General features: G+C 54.4%; 18 protein-coding genes. 13 read left to right on the top strand and 5 right to left on the bottom strand.

Features of this window, described 5'->3' with window-relative positions; translation table 11 throughout:
- Nucleotides 1-128: 128 nt before the first annotated feature.
- From RE6C_RS08260 to RE6C_RS08290, 6 genes are all read left to right on the top strand, one after another.
- On the top strand, nt 129-1,115 hold the full coding sequence (locus tag RE6C_RS08260) for a DUF1571 domain-containing protein (protein ID WP_008655556.1): 987 nt from the start codon (nt 129-131) through the stop codon (nt 1,113-1,115).
- Nucleotides 1,116-1,625: 510 nt separating this feature from the next.
- Entirely contained in the window at nt 1,626-2,813 is a 1,188-nt protein-coding gene (locus RE6C_RS08270) for an IS91 family transposase (protein WP_236618033.1), read from the top strand.
- Between the two features lie 291 nt (nt 2,814-3,104).
- The gene (locus RE6C_RS08275) at nt 3,105-3,404 is read left to right on the top strand and encodes an immunity 53 family protein (RefSeq protein ID WP_039961578.1); all 300 of its coding nucleotides are present in this window, start codon (nt 3,105-3,107) and stop codon (nt 3,402-3,404) included.
- Nucleotides 3,405-3,550: 146 nt separating this feature from the next.
- A complete protein-coding gene (locus RE6C_RS08280; protein WP_008655561.1) occupies nt 3,551-3,976 on the top strand; it encodes a hypothetical protein in 426 nt (141 codons plus the stop codon).
- A 283-nt stretch (nt 3,977-4,259) separates the two neighbouring features.
- Nucleotides 4,260-4,646 (top strand): hypothetical protein, encoded by a 387-nt coding sequence (locus RE6C_RS08285; RefSeq protein WP_144054699.1) that lies wholly within the window; start codon nt 4,260-4,262, stop codon nt 4,644-4,646.
- 713 nt (nt 4,647-5,359) lie between these two features.
- Entirely contained in the window at nt 5,360-5,815 is a 456-nt protein-coding gene (locus RE6C_RS08290) for a hypothetical protein (protein WP_039961581.1), read from the top strand.
- A gap of 1,129 nt (nt 5,816-6,944) precedes the next feature.
- Here the strand turns inward: RE6C_RS08290 and RE6C_RS08300 are convergent.
- Nucleotides 6,945-7,817: an IS3 family transposase gene (locus RE6C_RS08300; RefSeq protein WP_008655568.1), complete on the bottom strand. Its 873-nt coding sequence runs from the start codon at nt 7,815-7,817 to the stop codon at nt 6,945-6,947.
- Complete coding sequence (locus tag RE6C_RS08305) at nt 7,814-8,113, bottom strand: transposase (protein ID WP_008655570.1); 300 nt, start codon at nt 8,111-8,113, stop codon at nt 7,814-7,816. Before RE6C_RS08305 ends, RE6C_RS08300 begins: the two co-directional genes overlap by 4 nt.
- A gap of 1,330 nt (nt 8,114-9,443) precedes the next feature.
- Between RE6C_RS08305 and RE6C_RS08310 the strand changes: the two genes are divergently transcribed.
- From RE6C_RS08310 to RE6C_RS08335, 4 genes are all read left to right on the top strand, one after another.
- On the top strand, nt 9,444-9,785 hold the full coding sequence (locus RE6C_RS08310; RefSeq protein WP_008655576.1) for a ferredoxin: 342 nt from the start codon (nt 9,444-9,446) through the stop codon (nt 9,783-9,785).
- Between the two features lie 144 nt (nt 9,786-9,929).
- Entirely contained in the window at nt 9,930-10,220 is a 291-nt protein-coding gene (locus tag RE6C_RS31505) for a hypothetical protein (protein ID WP_144054701.1), read from the top strand.
- Between the two features lie 590 nt (nt 10,221-10,810).
- Nucleotides 10,811-11,389 (top strand): hypothetical protein, encoded by a 579-nt coding sequence (locus RE6C_RS08320; protein ID WP_236618034.1) that lies wholly within the window; start codon nt 10,811-10,813, stop codon nt 11,387-11,389.
- Nucleotides 11,390-12,688: 1,299 nt separating this feature from the next.
- A complete protein-coding gene (locus RE6C_RS08335) occupies nt 12,689-12,976 on the top strand; it encodes a hypothetical protein (protein WP_236616155.1) in 288 nt (95 codons plus the stop codon).
- A gap of 342 nt (nt 12,977-13,318) precedes the next feature.
- Here RE6C_RS08335 and RE6C_RS08340 read toward each other — a convergent pair whose 3' ends face one another.
- The 3 genes from RE6C_RS08340 to RE6C_RS08355 all read right to left on the bottom strand — a co-directional run bounded on the left by RE6C_RS08340 (nt 13,319) and on the right by RE6C_RS08355 (nt 17,524).
- Nucleotides 13,319-14,962 (bottom strand): GmrSD restriction endonuclease domain-containing protein, encoded by a 1,644-nt coding sequence (locus RE6C_RS08340; RefSeq protein WP_008655585.1) that lies wholly within the window; start codon nt 14,960-14,962, stop codon nt 13,319-13,321.
- A gap of 1,321 nt (nt 14,963-16,283) precedes the next feature.
- The gene (tmk, locus tag RE6C_RS08350) at nt 16,284-16,949 is read right to left on the bottom strand and encodes a dTMP kinase (protein WP_008655588.1); all 666 of its coding nucleotides are present in this window, start codon (nt 16,947-16,949) and stop codon (nt 16,284-16,286) included.
- On the bottom strand, nt 16,949-17,524 hold the full coding sequence (locus RE6C_RS08355) for a hypothetical protein (RefSeq protein ID WP_008655589.1): 576 nt from the start codon (nt 17,522-17,524) through the stop codon (nt 16,949-16,951). Before RE6C_RS08355 ends, tmk begins: the two co-directional genes overlap by 1 nt.
- Before the next feature lie 156 nt (nt 17,525-17,680).
- On the opposite strand from RE6C_RS08355, the gene RE6C_RS08360 reads away from it, so the two are divergent.
- Genes RE6C_RS08360 through RE6C_RS08370 form a run of 3 tightly spaced genes read left to right on the top strand, consistent with a single transcriptional unit; the run spans nt 17,681 to nt 20,909 of the window.
- On the top strand, nt 17,681-19,066 hold the full coding sequence (locus RE6C_RS08360; RefSeq protein WP_008655591.1) for a hypothetical protein: 1,386 nt from the start codon (nt 17,681-17,683) through the stop codon (nt 19,064-19,066).
- Nucleotides 19,063-19,842, top strand: a complete 780-nt coding sequence (locus RE6C_RS08365; protein ID WP_008655592.1) for an NUDIX hydrolase — start codon at nt 19,063-19,065, stop codon at nt 19,840-19,842. Before RE6C_RS08360 ends, RE6C_RS08365 begins: the two co-directional genes overlap by 4 nt.
- Nucleotides 19,839-20,909: a metal ABC transporter solute-binding protein, Zn/Mn family gene (locus RE6C_RS08370; protein WP_008655593.1), complete on the top strand. Its 1,071-nt coding sequence runs from the start codon at nt 19,839-19,841 to the stop codon at nt 20,907-20,909. The genes RE6C_RS08365 and RE6C_RS08370 overlap by 4 nt, the downstream gene beginning before the upstream one ends.
- The last annotated feature ends 59 nt before the right edge of the window (nt 20,910-20,968 follow it).

The following is a 20,968-nucleotide window of genomic DNA, read 5'->3' on the forward strand; positions in this document are numbered from 1 at the left end:
ATTTTCGTTTCGATCGCCTGCTCGCCAGATGATTGAAATCGACACTGCTTTCAAACCTCTCTGGGCCGGCCCGTTTGCCGGGTGGATCCAGGGAGGTTTTTTCTTGCCCTCCACAAATTCCTGATCTCATGGTCACTGAATCTTCTCCGAACTCTGCCGCGTCCAACTCTGCCGCATCAACCGAGTCCGATGCCAACGCTCCTTCCCGCGGCCCAGGCCGATCGCTTTTGGTTGGACTATCGTGTTTAGTAATCGGGATTGGTTTGGGGTGGATACTCAGAGGCAAGCAATCACCATCCTCCGTGGCAACTCCACCGACCGTCGTCGGATCCAAGCAAACGGCATCAGGTGAAACATCAGACGGCCAAACGAACATCGCTTCGTCGGATGTCCCCATGGAGGATGTCTTGAAACTGGCGGAGGAATCACTCCAGCACTTGATCGACAACGTCGACGGCTACACGACGCGAATGATCAAACACGAACAAGACCGCAACGGCGTTCTGCAAGAACCGTCGGAGATGTTCATGAAGATCCGAACGCGACACGTTGGTGGCGAGCCCGGCCAAGGCCTGCGTGCTTACTTGCGATTCGAAACACCCGAGTCCGCGAAAGGACGGGAGGTGATTTGGATCGAAGATCAAAACGATGGACAACTGCTGGTTCGCGAAGCAGGTTTCATCGGCAGCATGATGACCGCCAAACTGGATCCAACCAACTTTCTGGCGATGCGGGGTCAGCGCTACCCAATCACCGAACTGGGGCTGACCAACTTGGTTCGCAAGCTGATCGAACGTGGCTCACGCGACATCGATAACCCCGACGTCCGCGTGACTCGCACAGAAGGGCATGACTTCGACGGAAAATCGCTGACGCTGTTGCAAATCCAACGTTCGAAACCCACCGATCAACCCGATGACTTTTCGTTGGCCGAAGTCGTGATCGACGAAGAGCAGAAACTGATCGTCAGCTTCCGCAGCTTTGGTTGGCCAGAGTCCGAAGGCGAAACGCCGCCCCTGATCGAATCGTACGAGTACCACGATCTGGTCATCAATCCGGCGTTGACCGACCTCGATTTCGATCCAACCAACCCGGACTACACGTTTCCCGAGTGAGGCGATTGATCACGGATACGCTAGGCCCGATGAAGTGGATGAATTTGGCCTTTGGCCAAAGCGTGCGGGTGGCGTAACACAAGACCAGTGGCGTTGCCCGCTGGCTATGTTGAGCTTGGCCATTGGCCAAGGTGGACGACTGGCCAACGGCCAGTTTCATCGAAGCCAGTTGATTCGCCCCTGGGACTCTGCCCGGTTGCCCCTGACGAATCAAAAACCAGCTTTTGGCTGGCAAAGGTTGCGTTCGCCCAGCGAGCACAGGTTCCCAAACGCAAAAATTGCTTGACATCGGCGTGCTGCACCACCACGTTAGGTGAGGGCAGCGCAACCAGCGATAAGTCCCTCCCAACCAGCGATAAGTCCGAGACTGCGAACCTGAGACGGGACAACGCAACCGGTGAGAACACCCATCCATCCGACTTACCTCCGGACCAACCGGGGATAAGCATATCGTTGTACTGGCCTGTGGTATAAGTTCCTGAGCGTCGAGTTTTCTTATAGGTTGTGACCGTGCCTCTCGACCTGCAACAGTTGATGCGAAAGCACTTCCCGAGGCTTGCGAAGTCACGTGCCCTCAGTGGTGATATGCACCGGGCCGCGTGGTGCATCACCCATTGTCGCACTCGCGAGATGGGAGGCCACGTCAACAGTTGCCCGCATGGGCACTTCCACCAGGTCGCCTACAACTCGTGCTCGCACCGATGCTGCCCCAAGTGCGCGTGGCTCGCTCGCGAGAAGTGGCTCGATGGCTGGAAAGCACGCTTGCTGCCGGTCCCCCATCACCACCTCATCTTCACCATCCCGCATTCGCTCAACCCCATCTGGCGATTCAACAAGCGGGCCTTCGCCGACGTGTTCTTCCAAGCCGCGTCGCAGTCACTGATGCAGTTGCTCGGCTCTGTTGACTATATGGGTGCGAGACCGGGCATCCTTGCCGCACTGCACACCTGGAACCAGAAACTGGACGTGCACGTGCATCTGCATGTCCTGGTCACCGCCGGCGGACTGACGGAAAACGGAACCTGGATCGTAGCCAAAAAGAAGTGCCTGCTGCCCCGCAAGGTGCTGATGACCAAGTTCCGAGGGAAGTTCAAGGCACTGCTCAAAGAAGCCTTTCGAAACGGCAAGATCAAGCTCCCTCCAGGTTGGACGATCAACCAGCTGTATGCGTTGCTGTATCGATTGAGCGAAGCGTGGAACGTCAAAGTGTTTGACGCATACGAAGGCGGAGCCAGCGTGGTGACTTATCTCGCACGCTATTTGCGAGGCGGCCCCATCGGCAATTCCAGGTTGCTTCAAGAAGGTGATGGGCGGGTTGTCTTTCGGTACCGGCTCAGTGAACTCGAAGGTGGCGATGGCAAACGACAAGGTGTGACTTCTTTGCCAACTGACACCTTCTTGATGCGTTGGCTGGAGCATGTCCCGCCGCGTCGCTACCAGTGCGTGCGAGGCTTTGGCCTGTACAGCGGCAATCAGCATTCTGACCTGGTTCAGGCGCATCAAGCACTGGGCAGCGGATACGATGGCAGTGTGCAGGAAGCCAAGACTTGGCAGGAGCTTTGTGATGCGGCAGGGATGGACGAGGCTTGTCGCTGTCCGGCGTGCGGCTCTCTGCTGGTCAGCCATCATTCCTTTCAGCCGGGACGTTCCCCTCCCAGCTCCGCGTTTGTTACGAGAAACCTTGGACAGATCGCATGAAGCGTTCTTCGACACAACCGAACATCGCCACCGACGCTACCGAAGGTCCAATCGCGGCACGCGGTGGGCTCTCCAGAACGCTGCCTTGGTCCAGAGAAACAGGACGCGCCACCGATAAAACACGAAGGCGATGGCGGGTCCACGTAGCACAGGCCCCGGCGGCACAGTACAACCAAGTCGTTGCACCCGCTTAGCGTCACGCCGGCTAGCAAGGTAAAATTTTTTTCGTTGCTAAGCAGGTGAACTCAATCGTTCCCCGACTGAATTGAGCGCCTACGTCACTACAAGCTGATGCCCGACGCACTTACGCGACTACAGGACTGGTACGACAATCACTGCAACGGCGATTGGGAACATTCGTACGGAGTGCGCATCGAGACACTCGACAATCCAGGCTGGTCGCTGCGGATCGACCTATCCGGCACCGAATACTCTGGGCGTAAACTGGCAATGGTCGAGAATGGCACCTCCGGTGCAAAACGAACTTGGACGGCGTACTACATCGAGAACGATCAATTCTGTGCCGCCGGTGGTCCATCAACTTTGCCGCTTCTAATTGGTTGCTTCTTCGATTGGATTGACTCACAATGATCGAACGTGGTTGCCGTTAACGGAAACGCGGGGAACCAAACGATGCAACCGAGCGGCGAAGTCGGGCGTTTTGACAATGGAAGATCTTTCGTCGCCGCCGGCTGATCGTAGACGTTCGCCGACAGGCCAGCACTGAAACCCACTTCATGGGATCAAATCCGTTTCTGCACGTTCGATCGACAAAACTTCGGGTGCTGCCCGGTGAGGCCGATGAACTGATCAACGAGGGCATGTACGGAAAGGCGTGCGCTGAATATTTGAGAGATGAATTGGGTCAGCTTGGCTACCAAGCAACTCAGGTAGTGTGCGAAGACTGGGGGTGGTGGATGACGATCGCGGCGCTTCCATTTTCCTGCGGTGTTGGGATATACGGCTTGCGGATCGATGATACGGATGATCTTGATCTGTGCGTCACGGTGCAAACGCCTCGAGGCAAAAAATGGAGTTGGGCCCGATTCAGGTTTGTCGACACAACTGAGGAGGTTGATAGACTTCACCGTGCAATCCGTGGGATTTTTGCTGCCGACAACGATGTGACTATAGTTGCCGAGACGCCTGACTTCCCCCTCTGAGTTGTTCCATTAGAATGCGGCGAACCAGACGATGCACGTGAGCCGCCGAGTTGAATTTATTGAGGTGGTGAGTCTTTCGCGGCGGCCACGTGGTCGTTAACGTTCTGCCATGAAAATTTGCGTTTCACTTCTATCGTGCATGGTCGCTAGCTTTTCCTTCACGGCAATCGCGGAGGAACGATTCCCTGAACTAGGTGATCTTTTCTCGCGGTTTCAAGAGTTGCAATCAGAGCAGTGCAGCGATCGCGACCGAAACGACCCACCGCCCTTTCGTGACATCGATATGTCGAAATTGACGGCCGACGAGGAAGCTCGTGTCAGGCGTGTTGTAATGGAAGCGCTCTTGGACTGGGAGAAGATGGCGAAACGCCGTCATCCGGCTGTAACGGCAGAGCAAAGAAAAGCGGCAATCGGCAAGCTAGATAATCGAGAGTTCGACGTTGATTCTCGCATTGAGCCAACTGACGTAGCTGCAATCGTCAAGTATTTCAAGACTCACCAATCCCTCGATCCACGCGTTATGTCGATGAGATTCAAAGACAAGGACACAGTCAACATCACAACTGGCGTTGTGCGTGGGCCGTTGGACGGGGGCGGCTTTTTTTACGTAGCTAGACGCGAAAATGGCCGGTGGATTGTGCGATCAAACGGTGTCAGCTGGGTATCGTAGTCGGCAGAACCATGACATGGACCGAAGTACGCGATCGAGTCATCACATATGGAAAATCAACCGCGCGTACTCGTTCATGTCCACCGTTCGTCGATCTGTCTTCAATCGAATCGCAATTCCTGAGATGCTTCACACGCTCAACGTTTGGTTGCGCCAACATGAACCTCGCTAGTCAAATATTGCCTTCAACCACGTTTGCGTTCTGGATTCGATATGGGATTGTACTCCTCTTAGCCATCCTGGCCTGGAACAAGATGCGAACGCCCTTGGTCGCATGCACGGCCATGAGCGTCTGTATTGCGGGACTTGCGGCAAGCTATTGCCAGAGCGAGTACACGGCGATGTTGATATTGCTAGTCGGACTGACGCTCGGACCGGCTGCTGGCCTGTTCGCTGACACGTTTTCGACACACGACCGGAGAATGCAATGCGCAATCGAGCGGATGTACGCGAGTAAGTATGTCTGTCCACAATGCGATCACGGATTCACATCCACTCAGCTGACCGGCCAATGCCCGCGATGCGAATGTCGCTTTCCCAAGCCCGAGCAACCGAAATGCTCAAATTGGCAAACTAAACGGTCAGCAAAGTATCAACCTGGAAATGACGACGAACCATGAATTGCACGGGAGAACGGGTGGTCCGTTTTCTCGTATGCTTACAAGTCTTTTGTCCGTCCCCCGTGATGACCGCCGTTCGCCACCTGAAATCTCATGAGCTCGAACCCGCAACACTCCATTGAGAGACTTCTGTCAACGTTCATCTCGAAAGACGAGACCGCAATAGCTATTGCGAGGCTGGTGCTTCACTATTACCGCGACATCAGCTTGGTAAACAGAAAATATCCCAGCGCAGACGAAGACTCATTTTGGCCCGCGTTGTCGGAGAAAGAAACCATTTATCGACGCTATTGGCTGGGCACTGTCGGAGACCGTTGGAAACCAGCAACACACGGTGAAACCGATGACTATGACTTAGAGCGGTTAAAAGCTATTACGGTCATGTCAGATCTTAACGATCGCTACTTGGTTCGAATCAGTTTTAAAGATCCACCAACCGAGCTTAACAATCACGATGTGGTTTATCTGTTAGACAGAGATAAATCAAGTGAGAACGGTACGTTTCGGATTGCGTGGGAATACACTGATCTGAATGAATCCGCTGGATAACTATTGTCGCTTAATGCCCAGGATAATATCAACGCATTGACGTCGACTGGCATATCGACTTACGATTATGGCGAACAATGCGATGCACTGAAGTCGCGGTTAGGCCGCTTCCTGACGGTGAGTTTTTTGGCCGCGACATCGGTCATCGCGGTCGCTACCCAGTGAACAACAGGAAGCTTTCACGCATGCGATCTCTCCCAAAAACCATTTCGTCGCTCGCGTTTCTAGCGATAATGACTTGTGGTTGCGGAGAATCTTCGGGACCGGTTGAGACAAGCCAAATTCCGCAGAACCAGCGACTGTCAAAGGACCCGGAGCAATCCGGAGCACAGCTGACGGTTAGACGCAATCTGGACGCCGAGACTATCCTAGCGGACCTAGGATTGGACGCATGGGCTTTCGAAGTGACTGGCGTACCTTGGACGTGGGAAGTAACGATTTCCCATCGGCCAAAAGGAAAAAATCGGAGGAGTCGAATTGTCTTTCAACGAAACTACTTAGAATCCTCGCAGTCATTTTACACGAAGAACCGTTCAACGGACTCGAGCAAGGACGCGTTCGGCTCCCTTGTCCTCCTTTTGCCTGACCCCGTATCTCCGGAGGAGCAGTTTGAGGAGGATCTAATCATCACGACGAAACTGGGGTATGATCCGACAAGTGGCAGAGGGATAGGTCGTAGAGCCGTCAGGGAAACAATACGGAAGCCAATCAAGGAGATCTATCCTGCTAGCATTGGCTCCTACACATCAAGAAGCGAAAACCCGGGTGCATCCCGAAGCTTTGCAAAGATTTCCGAGGGCGAAACCGTAACACTCATCGACGAGACTCGCGATTTTGAACACTTGGACAACCGATTGCCATCCGACCAGCGCGAGACCATTCGCATTCAGTTAAGCGTCACCGCAATCGCGATGGAATGACTACCGCTGACGAAAAGGGAGTGTGGTGCGCGGTATCTCCCCCAGAGCTCAAGCTATAGTCTTCGTGGGTCGCTACGGAGCCTTCAGCAATCGATCGATGGGGCCCTCTGCTGACATCTCTTTGCACGGGCATACGTTGCCGCATTCCGCCCCACCTTTCGGGCAAGTCTGAGGTGGCCTGGGTTTTGGGGGCCACGCGTCCTCTTATTTTAGCAGGGGACGGTTGATTCGAATCTGGTCGGCGAAAGATAGCCGAGCGATGAATGAAGTCGCGATGTGTTGTAGTAGGCAATGAACTCTGTGAGTTCACTCAACGCCTCGCGATAGCTTTCATACTCGGTCATTTGCAACTCCGTCTTGATCGTTCCAAAGCAAGATTCCATAAACGCGTTGTCGTAGCAGTCACCAGCTCGGCTCATGCTTTGACGCATCGAACTGCGCCTGATGATCGCTCGGTATTTCTTGCTTGCGTACTGACCGCCGCGATCGGTGTGGTGGATGAGATCTCTTGAAGGCTGTCGACTTCGAATCGCCTTTTGGAGCGTCTTGATCACGAGGCTATCGGTCATATTCATTTCCAAAGACCAGCCGATGATCCGTCTGGAAAAGCGATCCATGAGGGTCGCCATGTAAGCGTATCCAGTTCGCACGATCGGAATGTAGGTGATGTCGCCTACCCACAAACGATTGACGCTCGTTGGCTCAGGCCGCTCAAGCAACAAGTTCTCATTGTAGCCCAGGGTGTGTCGACTTTCGGTCGTTCGCGGCTTGAACGATTTTGGCTGCAACGCCGATAGCCCCGCAATTCGCAGTAGTTTGGCGACCCTTTCACGTCCGATTGCAACTCCTTGTAGTTTCAAGTCTGCAGCGATCCGTCGGGCACCGTAGCGTCTGCGGTGTCGATGAAACGTGGTGATCACCATCGGCAGGACATCCATGTCGCTCTGTTCTCTTTGGCTTGGAGGTTCGCTTTGAAATCGCTGAAACGCGGATCGCAAGAAACCGAGGATCTCGCCGACTTCTCGCTGCGATGCAGTGCCATCGCGAATGATGCTCAGCGCGGCGGAGTAGAGCTGGCTCACTCGTTTCGGCCGAAAATGATCAAAGCTTTTTTTAAAACATCGCGTTCACGCTCGACCCGTCGCAGCTCTGCCTCGAGTTCGACGACGCGGCTATCGAGCACCTCGCCAACCGGCCCGGCCGACTCGACCTGTTGATTCTTCCAGCGGTAAAGAAGGTTCGTTCCGGAGATCCCCAGACGCTCAACAATCGATTTCGCTGAGTGACCATCGAGCAACATGGCAACTGCATCACGTTTGAATTCGTCGGTGTAAGTACGTCGTTCAGGATTCGCTGAAGGCTTGGTCTTTCTGGGCATCTGAGGTTCCTTGAGTTCTTTTCAGTTTAAGGACTCGCGTGGCCCCCAAAACCCAGGCCACCTCAGTCCTACTCACGGGTACGCATCGAGATTTCCCCAAATAAGGGACGTCCTTGATCGCTCAAGGACACGTGATCTGTCCCCGCCCAGGTGCTTGATCTACCTACGCTCAGCACTCCTTCAAGGCATCCGCCGGGCTTTCGGTTCGGCTTCTCGGTCAGCAGCCCACTGCGATCCAATGGATCGTTCCGCGACAGGGATGCATCTATTCCGCTGTCGCTTTGATTGCTTGGGTTGCCTGCTGTTCCTGCCCGGTTGCCCCTGACGAATCGAAAACCAGCTTTTGGCGGGCAAAAGTTGCGTTCACCCAGGGAACACTGGTTCGCAAACGCACAAAATGCTTGACATCAGCGTGCTGCACCACCACGTTAGGTGAGGGAAACGCAACCAGCGATAAGTTCCTTCCAACCGGCGATAAATCCGAGACTACGAACCCGAGACTGGACAACGCAACCGGCGAGAAACCCCTTCCATCCGACTTCTCTCCGGACAAACCGGGGACAATCATATCGTTCGTCGAGCAGACTCACGTGACGCCAACGATCCTCATCAACAACGTTGCTTTGAATCTAGATCCATATTTGCCGCCCAATGATCCTGCGAAACCGGTGGAGCCCCAGTGGCTTCGCCGTGGCTGGAATACTGTGCTGCTTGGTGTGTTTTCCTTTTTCTGCGTCTTGTCCTATCCAGCGTTACGCCTTTACGTCGGTGAACTCTCACCGCAATCAACCCAGAGTGATTGGTTGATAGCTTGTAGCGATGTCACTTACATCGGGCATGGCGTGATTTCGGTTGGGATGTTCTTGCTTACGCTGGGCACATATTTTTCATGCGACCGCGGCTACGCCTGGCGAATCGCATACGTTTGCGTTTCCCTGTTGTTCGTTTGTGATCCATACCTACTTCGTCCGACGCAGGAGGGAGTGATTTCGGCGACGATCTATGCGCTAATGGTTCTTCCCGTCCCAGTGTTTGGATTAGGGTGGCTTGCGATGGTAAGGGTTGGATACATTAGAATCAGGAGCGGAAGAAATGCCGGTGCCGCGTGAATTTGCTTCCATAATCAGACGGTGTTAATTCCGATGTACGCATTTCCGCACTATGACAACGCCGACGAACCTTCCGATGCACCCGAGTCGCCGAGCCGGGCGTTTTGACAATGGAAGATCTCTCGTGGCGACCGGGTGGTCGGTACCGTTATTTGATTTAAATCGCTGCGTCTCCGTACGTGATTGACCGCCCGCTACTTCGACCCAATTTGTAACGCGACATGGTGACTCCGCACCGCAAGAACGTTCCAGGCGACTTCTATGTTGAAGACGGTTGCTGCACATCCTGCGATGTCCCCATGGTCGAAGCGCCGGAACTGTTTACCTACGACATTGACGCTTCCGGTTCGCATCACTGCTACGTCTCTCGGCAACCTTCTGACGAAACCGAGATCGACTGCATGATCAAGACAATATCTTGCGCGGAGTTCGAGTGCATCCACTATCGCGGACGAGACGACGCAATACTGAAACGGATGGCAGACGTCGATGCATCGCATTTGTATGACGTCATCACGCCCGCGCCTCCAACTGTGCAGAGGCCATGGTGGCGGTTTTGGTGACCCAGCTGACAACAAATAACAATCCCGCGTACCCGGAGTCGCGTGTCAAGCGTTTTGACGATGGTACGCTTTTTCGACGCGACCCGGTGACGGGTGGCGTTTTCCGCCTAGAACCGAACGGCTGCAAACCCAGAGAGAGTCACTATGAATCCATTCAAAACTCGCCTGCAAGCAATCGCATTCGTCTGCGTGGGCGTTACCGTCGTTCTTGCATGTGTGGCCTCGATAGCTGTTGCTGACGCCTTCATGCCGGAAAATGTTGCAGGACAAAAGGGCGTTGTGACTTTTTATCGCACATTTACACCGATGATCGTCGTTTGGTCTGTGCTTGCCTCGTGGGCCTACTTCAACATGCCACCGCGTTCTTGCTGTGATAAGCTGCCCACCGACAACGATGGGGATATTGCCAGTCGTAGCACTCTACCAAAAGTTTGATCTGCCACATTTCCTGTTGCGCTGTCTCACCGCACATGCAATGGGATTACCAATCCGTGAACCGGCGCACTCAATCACGCGGCAACTGAAATCAAAGCCTTCCGTTCGTGCCCAGTTACGGCAGACGCTCCCCTCTGAAATATGCTGATGGTTGAAACCAACCCTTACGAAACGCCATTCCAGGTGGAATCAACGACTGGTCTTTGGCTCAATCGCGAGCGTCAAGACGCTAGCCCCGCTGCCCGACGTGATAGTACTCGTGTCATACCCGCAGTGGTTTGCTTGATTCTCGGCTACTCATTGGTTGGAATGTCGCTCCTTTGGATTTACACGACTTGGAACACGACGTTTGGCTCGGTTCAAGACTTTCCATCCCGATTGATTACGCCGGCAATAGCCGTTGGCATGGCGTCCGGTGGGGGCTTGCTTTTTCTTGCGTTTCGCCGATGGCTGCGTGGGTGGTGGCGTTCGGCTATCCTCACGTCCCTTCTTGGATGTTTTTTGGGCTATGGCGCATTCCGAATCGCGATCCATCTCCTGTCTTGAGCGTGGCAAACTGATAACCCAACAGTGAACTGGAGCGGCGAAATTTGGCGGTTTTGAAATGGACAATCTTTCTTCAACGCCCGGTTACGGCCGCCGCTCTGCTGACTGAAGGCACCACAACGCAGTATCTCTTCTTACAAGGACACCTAATGAGACTTTCACGACTGTTGATTCTGTCCGCTTTCGGTGGACTCGCCAGTTTCTCACTGTTGCAAATAGCAGCAAGTCACCTGCCATCATCTTTCATCGCTGACACCGTCGATAGCTTAGGGATGCTTTACGGAGCAATGATATTTGGGGCAGGCCTGTTCGCAATTCTTGCCGCGTTCATGAACGACTTATGGAACTCACCAGGAAGCCGAATCCTGAGGACACGGTGGATCGTCTTCTTGCCCGCACTGATCGGCCTGGTTGGTGTCCTACACGGCTACCTTAGCATGGCTTCCTATTATGCGGCACTTCCCGAGGATATCGCTGTTCCTCACAACACCGCATGGGCTACAGTGACGGTTGGGTCGCTCTTTACGATCGCGGCTACTGCAATCATGTTCACGGGCCGACACGCGAACCAGGACTCAAGCTCGCTCACTAAGGCCCTGCTTAGCGAAAAAGCAGAACAATGACATGCACGGGAGCACGGGTTGTGGCGTTTTTCGCAATGGATCGTCAGCTCGCCGTGCCCCGTGATGCCTAACGCTCTGGTGACTGGAGTTGAATACGTAATGCGACCGAAATTCTCCCTCCGCTTTCTACTCCTGGGAACAGCCTGTATTGCGTTCGCCATCAGCCTTGGGCAATTTTTGGCTTTGACCGGCACGCTCGCAATTCCTGTAGCCGCGTTCGCGAGCCTCCTGTGCCTCGGCCCGTTGTTGCTTAAACGCGATCACAAAGTTGCAAGATTGCTGTTGCCGTGTGTCGTATCGATTCAACTGGCTTTCGTGTTTCTCGTTCTGAGCCTTGGCCCCATCTGTTCTGCGATGGTCCATTTTCGCGTCGACGAGAAGACATCCCCTTCGACGACAAACGTCTTTCGATTCGTTTATCATCCAATCAGCAACGCCTACTGTTTCGCCCCGGAGCCTGTAAGGTCCATCGGCATGCGTTACCTCGCATTTTGGTTTCCAAAGGACACGACTCTCAAAGATGCCGGATTTCGCATCCAGTGGAAGACAGAAACAGGCTGGCAGTTTGTAAAGGCGAGCAGAACAAAGACATTCACGGACGAATGGCGCGAGGTGCTCGCTCGAACGGACAACTCACTCTCCGTCCCCCGTGGTGCTTGACGTTCCTCGAACAGAGACGTTTGCGAACACATCAAGATTCACCATTCGATATGCAGGTTGCTAAAAATGCCGAAACACACCATTTCCATGTTTTCCGGATTGCTTGTTCTTGCATCCGTTCTTTGTTCGCCCACCACTTACGCTGACGAACCAACGATTGAGACCAATCCTCATCCAAGTGAGGGAGTCATTCGCTTCGAGTTTTCGGGATCGTACAACGTGGTCATCGACGGTGCGGCCGTAGCGACGGGACAGGGCACAACCACGGTCGAGCTGAGTCAATCATTTGTGTACCGATTGTTTCATGATTTCCAGAAAACACTTCAGGACTCGAACATTGTCGGGGACGACGTAGCCAAAGGGATCTCGTCACTTCCGTCTACCCTTCGTTCGGCGAACGAGACACTCAAACTGTTGTCGGATCCCGAAACGCAAGAAGCGCTCAGGCAGGTCGAGTCCATGCTTCGTTTGCTTCCAAGAACGACTGCCCCAAAGGAAATGTCGACCGACTCTGATCATGACCAGAATTGAGCTACTTGAGATCGAAGGGGACGGGGCATTGCGATTTCGATTGGCTCACGATTGCCCCGCTCCCTTTTGAGTGCCCCACGTCATTTCCGATCGCCGATGAACATCCAAATGAATGATCGACGCAAACTCATTCTCATTGCCGCTGCCAGCTTCGCTTGCGGTTTTATGGCGTGTGGTTTGTTCTGGAAGGGTTTGCCTCTGGCCGACCGTCACACCTTTCACGAGGTGACCGTTCAGTACACGGTCGACGATGGTCTCGGTGGCGTGTCGACGTTCAGTGACCTGGAGGTTGAGTCGGCCGTTCTCGGCTCGGACTATCTCATCATCGCGCACGTTGACGGGCAAGTCGAAGTCATCCCCATCGAGCGAGTCGTCCGCTTCAGCTGCCAGCCCTGACAGGGCCGAGATAGAGAACCTCGCCCGACAATCGGCAACCATCTCATTGCCGGCACACATGGGTTCACCGTGATGCGGTGGGTCTTGAATCAATGCTTGCTCCCAGGACGCTGAATCGCTGCGTCCTGCCAGGGAAGGTGCTATCCTCTTCGCTTGAAGGGCGTTTTGTGTTTCAAGCCGTTGGGCAAAATCAAAAGGGGCGGCGTTGCCTGAGTGTTTCCATCTGTCCGTTTATGAAACCGTCCCCTTTCATAGCTCCGACACCATCCACCCGGCGGCGACGAAAGACCGCCCATTTTAAAACGCCCGACTTCGCCGGGTGCATGGATGGTTACACTGACGTTACCAACCAGTTAGTTGAGAAACGCGAGCATCAATTGTCAGGGAACGTTCTTCAATAAATGTCTGGTAGTCGTCTGCCAATGCGGCTTTGAATGCGGCGTCGGAAATCAAGTTGGACGCAAGCCATTGCTCAAGATTGGCCCCCGCCGCTGCTTGAACGTCTTTAAGATAATCGGACGGTGGACGATTAGTGATTTGTTTGTTGCTGACGGATGTCAGCATGACGATATTTGCCAAGCAGTTCGACAAGCTAGCCGATACACCAACCGATTTCAAATAGTCACGTGGGAAGAAGTGGTGGTATTCTTTTGAATTTGTCCATGCAAGTGATTTGGATACGTCGATTTGTTGTCCGATCAGTAGATCGACCGGTGCCTTATGGGCCAGAATAATGGCGAGCGTTTTCGCGTGGGCGTTATCAGCACGAAATACCTTCTGCTGCCAGATTTTGTAATTTGGTCTGTAGGCAACCACGGCCATTTCAGCCGTATTGCCCGCCACAAATTCAGCAACTGCTTCCTTGTCGCGAGACATGTTTCCGGTGTTCCATCCTGAGAAGTACCCGCTGACCGCCGAACGCCAGAACCAAGTCGCGATTGCCGCATATTGTGCAGCAGTGGGCTTGGGACATTTGCGAAACAGTTCAGCCAGTACGACAACTTGGTTTGCGTAGGGAACCACAGAATCGCCCGGTATGCAGATCTGCGTTACGAGAAAATCTACCGCCTTTTCAAACGCGGCCTGCGAGTCGTCCATTGCCGCTTTCAGCAAATCTGCGTCGTAGTTGCGAAGCGCGTCGATGCTTTCGACGGAGAATCCGCCGCCAGCAGCGGCGGACATTACGCGCAGAACTACTTTGCGATCGATGCCACCAAAATTCTTTGCAGTGAGAACGGCAAGAACGTCGTCGATAGAGTCAATCAGGTCAAACTCTTGGCTCCACGTTGCAGCTCGCATGAGGTCAACGATCGTCAATCTTGTACCGGTACTATTGATGCGTTCGAAGATGGGCGCCACGTCTTGGATAGACATATCACCCAACGTGACGGTGGCGACCTTGTAGTCCTTGAAGCGATTAAACAGCGAATCTGCGTTCTCCTTGAGAGCATCTTTGTCCGGTGCGCTTAGCGAGTCGAGAGTTGCGCAATACTTGTAGAACGCGGCACCATCGGCCAACTTGTTCATTCGGACAAAATGTTGCGGCGGATCATCCAGTGAATCGAGTTGAACGAGATCACGATGGCGAAGATCGTATGCGATGTTCCAAACGCTGTTTGGATCGTCCCCATGCCAGTGCAATGCACCGCAAATCGTTGACAAACGCTGTTGACCATCAAGCAGATAGTTGACTGGATAGTCCGGCTTCGGGAGTTGGATTTCCAAATCCGCAATACAGTTCTCACTGCGCAACTCTTGGCGACTCTGCCAAAGTAGCAAGCTTCCAATTGGATAGTTCAGTGCAACGGAGTCGAGGAGATCAAGAATCTGCTGACGCTTCCATACCAAATCGCGTTGGAACTTTGGCAATAGGATGTCACCTATGAGGACGCGGCGAGCCAAGTCGTCTATTCGGTCAACACTGGGCTGCGGATCCTTTGGCGGAGGCGCTTCGGGGCCGGACTGTATCTGAGGCTTCTTAGCCATGCAAATGTATCACTCCATTGGTGCGGTATAGCTATAGATCCAACCCTACTCAGCAGGGTGACATTCGGGAAATCGCGGAATGCCACGTAAGTGATTTGGGACGATTGACCAGCATCACTTGAGTTGCTGGAGAGCCATCGTACCGCTCCCACGCAGCGGGGGCAATGTTCCGCTGGAGGCGGTTGAATTAATCGAGGGAGGCACCTGCCCTTTCGAATTCATGCGGCGATTGATCGGGCTGTTCCTGCTCATGGCCCCGCGTTCGCCACGGTGGGGATCGTCGAACAAAAGTACCAAACGCATCCAAGGTCTCTTTGATGCACTATCTAGGGTTCTCTCAAAGGGTCACGGCATCAGGTAAAAAACCGGCTTGCTCGAGCGCGGCCGACACGTGTTCGGGCGGTGCCTTTTGGCGTTGGCCCTCTTTGACACCCTGGTCTCAGATCACCTTTTTGCGTGTGGTCTCACTGGCCAGTGATTCACGTGGCATACCGGCTCGGCGAACTCGTCGCCGACCGTCGGTCGGGATGCCGCCGTCACCCATCGACACAGCCAAACGACCGCAACGTGCGGTTGACGGACTCGAAGCCGCTCCCGCCAACCCGGAATACACGCTTCCTGAGTGGATGAATTTGGCCTTTGGCCAAAGCACGCTGGTGGCGCGGCACAAGACCAGGGGCGTTGCCCGCTGGCTATGTTGAGCTTGGCCTTTGGCCAAGGTGGAGGACTACTAGCCAACGGCCAGTTTCATCGAAGGCAGGGGGCACCGCCACCGATCTCTACCGCTCAAAAACAAAGGGCAACGCGAGTGATTCAAGTGCTTCTGTAGAAATCCGTCAAAAACGTTGGCAGCTCTAAGAGAGCCCTAAGAGACAGATTTGCCTGCAGTAAACGCAGAAGACAGTCAGAGCCTGCAAAGGGGGCAGGCTCCTATGAGTTCTCGTTGATGCTTGCAATCCGGTCTCAGCTCACCTGGGGACCGAGCCATCTCGAGCCGACGAAGCGGGCGGACTGCATCACGCTCTGAACCGTGAAAGCATGCGAGCGAAAATTTTGTGAGCAGCGTTGCGGTTGACGTGGACAGTGGTGGGCGATTTCGCGGTTGGCTGGAAGGTTGGATTGGCTTGCATGCTGCCGTGATAACCGGGCCTAACGGCCTGCGGCTGAAGTGAACGTGGTTTTGTGAGCCGGCCTCTTCGGCGCATTTAGAAACAGCATGCAAGATGCTAGCCACATTCTGAATCGTTCCGTCGCCCGGCGGCTGCCATTGCAACGATCGATGCCGTTCAGGTGTGCGGGAACGAGAGACCTACAGGTCGAATCAAAACAGCTCGATCGCTGCGATGGTTTCGGCGACTTCTTCGATCGTTCCTGATGCATCGATGACGTGCGTGTGACCACCGGCGTTGGGCAATTCGTCCAAGAAGGCTTGCCGAACTTTGGCCATGTAATCGACGCCTCGTGATTCCATGCGATCAGCTTCGCCACCGACTCGTTTCATCGAAATCTCAGCGGGTAGATCCAGCAACAGCGTCACGTCCGGCTGAACCCCGCCGCACGCGAGTCGTCCAAGTTGCCACAACGTCTGCGCGTCGACTTCCCCGCCGACGCTTTGATAGACCACGTTGGCCAAAAGGAAACGATCGCTGATCACCGTCACACCATCGGCGAGCGCCGATCGCAAGGTGGATTCGATCATCTCGCAGCGACTGGCCATGAACAGCATCGCCTCCGTTCGACGATGCATTTCCAAATCGCTGTCCAGCAACATCGCTCGTAGCTTCATGCCCAGATCGGTCGAACCGGGGTCTCGCACGCAGAGAACGTTGCGGCCTTCGGATCGTAGACGCTCAGCCAGAATTTCGATCTGGGATGATTTCCCAACACCGTCGATTCCATCCAGCGTGATCAATCGGCCGGGATACGGGTGAGCGATCGGCGAAGGTGCCGTTTGGGGCATGTCTGTTTTGCCAGGATCGGGCGACATCAAAAGGTCCCCGTCGAATAGGCGTCGGGTTTGCCGATGACCGGCATGTGAGCGTATTCCGACACCAGCCAACCACCATGGGCTGCATTGGGGTCACCGCTCTTTTCGAACGTCAGCATCAGCCGTCGCGGGATCGACACGTTCTTGATCGATCCGCGTTTTTCGCTGACGGTTACCTTCACCGTCATGTCCACATTCGCTTGTGGCGGAACGGATCCCTGGACCATTTTGATAGAACGAATGTTGCCCACCTTGGCGACTTCAAATTCGTAGCGTTGAAGTTCGTTTCCGGCTTGTGATTTGGTTTGGTCGGCACCAATCAGCTCCACCACATCGTCATACCGTTCCTCTTCGACGGCTTTGGCGACGTCGTAAATCAAAGTCTCGATCCGTTCCTCATCGGTCACCCAGTTTCCCGCGATGACCCAAGCGACGGGAATCAACGCGGCACAAATCAATCCGGCGATGACCAACGCCTTTTTGCCGGTCTGCAACCAACTGTAGATCAATGCCGCGGCCAAAACCCCCAGCATGATCGAAACCACGAGCGGTTGTTCAGCAAGGAGTTGAGTCATCGCAATTGCCAGAAAAGAGGAGGAGAGCGGTCTGGTTGCGTTTCGCTGGGGTCTCCCAAGGAACCGCGATTCGATACGATAACCGCATTCGATCTCAGCGCCGCGTGGGTCGCTTTCATCCAATCGGTCATCCCGTTCATTTTAGCCACTTGTTCCATGAAACGTGTTTCGTTGCCAGTCGTCTCAGCCCAGGATTACCGCGGCGCTGTCGAAGGCGAATTGTGGGAGTTGAGACCTGCCGCGGTGGCGGGGTCGTTCTCGGCTCGTTCACAACCTGTCAATGGTTCGCCCGAGGCGATCGCGAAACTGGCTGAGAGCATGCTGCAGACGCCGGTGGATTTCCCAACCGTCGTCGAAGCCATCGTCCCCGGTGACCATGTGGCTTTGGCGGTTGATCCCAACGTGCCGCGAGTCTCGGACGTCTTGCAAGGCGTGCTTTCGATGCTGGCCAAGGCCAACGCGGGGAAGGTCAGCGTGGTGCTGTGGCATGAAGCCGACGAATCTTTGGCATCGCAACTACAAGAAGAACTCGAGGCGGTGCAGAACGGCCAGGAAACGCTGAAGCCAATGAAGGTGGAAGTCGTTCGCCATGAACCGCATCGCCGCGAAAGCCTGCGTTACATCGTTGCCGACGAAAACGCCGAAGCGGTCTATTTAGCAAAGGACTTGGTCGACGCTGATTTCACGTTGCCGATCCTTTCGGCCCGAGCTCGCGATGCGATCAATAACGTTGATCCAACTGGAATCTTCCCGCTGTTCGCCGATGCCGCGACCCAGCACCGCTATCAAACAGGTGCGACAACCGAACCATCCGAAGCGTCTTGGTTGTTGGGTGTGCAAGTCATGATGCTGGTTTCTGCGGATGCCGCGGGCGAACTTGGTCGATTGATCGCGGGAACGCCCGATGCCTTGCGTCACGAGTTGACCAACTTGTACGCCAGTGGCGAAACGGCCGACCAAGAATCTTGGGACAGCGAAGAATCCGCGAGCACTTCATCCGCGATCAGCGAGACCGTACCGACCGCTGAAATGGTTGTCGCCGCTCTGGACGGAGATGAAACCTCGCAGACTTGGGCGAACCTGGCACGCGCCGCGATCGCTGCTGGACGTCACGTCACGCCGGGCGGAACGATCGTCATTTGGTCTCAGGTCAACACTTCCCCCAGCCCAGTTTGGTTACGAGAACTTGGGCAGCCACCGATCGGGATCGAGTCAAACGAGGAGGAAGTGGAATCCGATGATGCGGATCCGCGACCAAACGCGTCAGACGATTTGGACCAAGACACAGCGTTCAAGAACTGGGATGCAGCAACGCCCTTGGCACGTCAGTGGAATCAATTGATCGCCGATGGACACGTGCTGCTGCACTGCCAACTAGACGACGACGTGGTCGAGTCACTTGGGATGGGTGTAATTCACTCGATCGAAGAACTTCGGACTCTCGGAACGCGTCTCAGCGGTGCTGGGGTTTTGCGAGCGGCGCACTACCACACCGAATCCATCGTCGCCTTCTCCATGACCGATGAGGAGGTCGAACCATGAAGAAAAAACCCAGCGCAGCAACCGTCAAGAAATCTGCGAAGAAGTCCGCTTCGCGAAAATCGGCGAAGAAGTCTTCTCGCAAATCAACTCGCGCGTCTCATCCCGCGGCACACCCGACAAGCAAGATCAGCGTCGGAAAATTACACACCAAGAAACCGAAGAAATCAGCGGAGAAGAAGGCCAAGAAATCCGCTGTCAAAAGTGTTCGCAAGAAGAGCACCGCGTCGCCAAAGCGTTCTCAAGAACCGATTGAAAAGGCGTTTCGGTATTGTCCATCGTGCCAAACACCCAACGACAATCCCGGCGAGATCCCGTTTCGATGCGATGAATGCGGTTTCGCATTCTTCTTTGGCCCCGTTGCTGCCGTTGGTGGATTGATTGTCAACGAAGACCAAGAATTGCTGCTCGTCCGCCGGGCGCGCGATCCTGGCAAAGGCCAATGGGGATTGCCTGGTGGCTTCGTCGATCGAGGCGAGTCCATCGAAGAGGCGCTGCGTCGTGAAGTCACCGAAGAAACCCAGCTCAAAGTGACTGAACTGTCGCTGTTGACCACTGGACCGAACAATTACACCTACGCTGGCGTGACCGCTGACGTGATTGATTTGTTCTTTGTTTGCAAAGTGCCCACGAATTCAAAGATTGAATTGGAACCAAGCGAACTGAGTGAGTTCAAATGGTGCGTTCCAACCAAACGCGAACTGAATAACATGGCATTTCCATCCAATCGAATCGCGGTGGAACAATGGCTTCAACAACGAAAGAAGACCTCCAAATGAATTCTGCGATTCCCACCGAGCGTTCAGCGCACGCGTCCAACCGATCCACAACGTCTCGCTGGGGAATCGTGTTGATGGTCGGAGCAATGTTGATCTTCGCTTTTGCAGCAACCAAAGGATGCACCCATTCAGCCGGCAAAGCGAAGAGCGACAAGCTGCAAGTTCTCGCGACGACGGCGATGGTAGGCGATGTCGTGAAAGCGGTCGGCGGCGATAAGATCGAAGTCACCGTGCTGCTTGGTCCCGGTGTTGACCCACACCTCTACAAGACGACTCGCGATGACGTGGCTCAGATCATCGACGCGGACGTAGTGTTTTATTCGGGGCTGATGCTCGAAGGCAAAATGTCCGACGCGTTCGCGAAAGTTGGAAAGTCAAAACCAGTGATCGCGGTGACCGAAGACTTGGACGAGAACAAACTCCTTTCAGATTCTGAACAATCAGGCCACCCCGATCCGCATGTTTGGTTCGACGTTGAACTTTGGTCGCTCACGGCCGACAAAGTTGCGACTGTCTTGGGGCAGGAGCTGCCTGATTATCAAGCCACCTTCCAAGCCAATTCGAAGAAGTATCAAGCAGAATTGCAGTTGCTGGCTGAGGATGCCAAAGCCGCCCTCGCGACCATCCCGGAAGACCAACGAATCTTGATCACCTCGCACGATGCGTTCGGCTACCTTGGACGAGCGTACGGGATTGATGTGATGGGCGTGCAGGGCATTTCGACTGATTCAGAAGCTGGCTTGCAACGCATCAATCAACTGGTTGACTTGATCGTTGAAAAGAAGGTTCCTGCCGTCTTCGTCGAAACGAGCGTCAACGGCAAAAGCATCCAAGCATTGATCGACGGAGCCAATTCGCGTGGGCACTCGGTCAAGATTGGCGGCGAACTATTCTCGGATGCCGCCGGTGAAGAGGGAACGTACGAAGGCACCTACCTGGGAATGATCGATCACAATGTGACCTTGATCACTCGAGCTCTGGGAGGCGAAGCCCCAGAAAATGGATTGCGAGGCAAACTGAGCATGGACGCGGATACGACCAACGAATCTTCCAACGTCCCGAATTAGATTTCGTCCTAGCGCCTGTTGATTTAATGAGCCGCACCGCGTTAGGACCATTCGAAAAC

The organism is Rhodopirellula europaea 6C (genome assembly GCF_000338295.1).
Lineage (GTDB): Bacteria > Planctomycetota > Planctomycetia > Pirellulales > Pirellulaceae > Rhodopirellula > Rhodopirellula europaea.

Excerpts from the sequence above, each read along its gene's own strand:
- RE6C_RS08260 (WP_008655556.1), top strand. The coding sequence starts at position 129 with ATGGTCACTGAATCTTCTCCGAACTCTGCCGCGTCCAACTCTGCCGCA.
- RE6C_RS08275 (WP_039961578.1), top strand. The coding sequence starts at position 3,105 with ATGCCCGACGCACTTACGCGACTACAGGACTGGTACGACAATCACTGC.
- RE6C_RS08280 (WP_008655561.1), top strand. The coding sequence starts at position 3,551 with ATGGGATCAAATCCGTTTCTGCACGTTCGATCGACAAAACTTCGGGTG.
- RE6C_RS08285 (WP_144054699.1), top strand. The coding sequence starts at position 4,260 with ATGTCGAAATTGACGGCCGACGAGGAAGCTCGTGTCAGGCGTGTTGTA.
- RE6C_RS08290 (WP_039961581.1), top strand. The coding sequence starts at position 5,360 with ATGAGCTCGAACCCGCAACACTCCATTGAGAGACTTCTGTCAACGTTC.
- RE6C_RS08305 (WP_008655570.1), bottom strand. The coding sequence starts at position 8,113 with ATGCCCAGAAAGACCAAGCCTTCAGCGAATCCTGAACGACGTACTTAC.
- RE6C_RS08310 (WP_008655576.1), top strand. The coding sequence starts at position 9,444 with ATGGTGACTCCGCACCGCAAGAACGTTCCAGGCGACTTCTATGTTGAA.
- RE6C_RS31505 (WP_144054701.1), top strand. The coding sequence starts at position 9,930 with ATGAATCCATTCAAAACTCGCCTGCAAGCAATCGCATTCGTCTGCGTG.
- RE6C_RS08335 (WP_236616155.1), top strand. The coding sequence starts at position 12,689 with ATGAATGATCGACGCAAACTCATTCTCATTGCCGCTGCCAGCTTCGCT.
- RE6C_RS08340 (WP_008655585.1), bottom strand. The coding sequence starts at position 14,962 with ATGGCTAAGAAGCCTCAGATACAGTCCGGCCCCGAAGCGCCTCCGCCA.
- tmk (WP_008655588.1), bottom strand. The coding sequence starts at position 16,949 with ATGTCGCCCGATCCTGGCAAAACAGACATGCCCCAAACGGCACCTTCG.
- RE6C_RS08355 (WP_008655589.1), bottom strand. The coding sequence starts at position 17,524 with ATGACTCAACTCCTTGCTGAACAACCGCTCGTGGTTTCGATCATGCTG.
- RE6C_RS08360 (WP_008655591.1), top strand. The coding sequence starts at position 17,681 with ATGAAACGTGTTTCGTTGCCAGTCGTCTCAGCCCAGGATTACCGCGGC.
- RE6C_RS08365 (WP_008655592.1), top strand. The coding sequence starts at position 19,063 with ATGAAGAAAAAACCCAGCGCAGCAACCGTCAAGAAATCTGCGAAGAAG.
- RE6C_RS08370 (WP_008655593.1), top strand. The coding sequence starts at position 19,839 with ATGAATTCTGCGATTCCCACCGAGCGTTCAGCGCACGCGTCCAACCGA.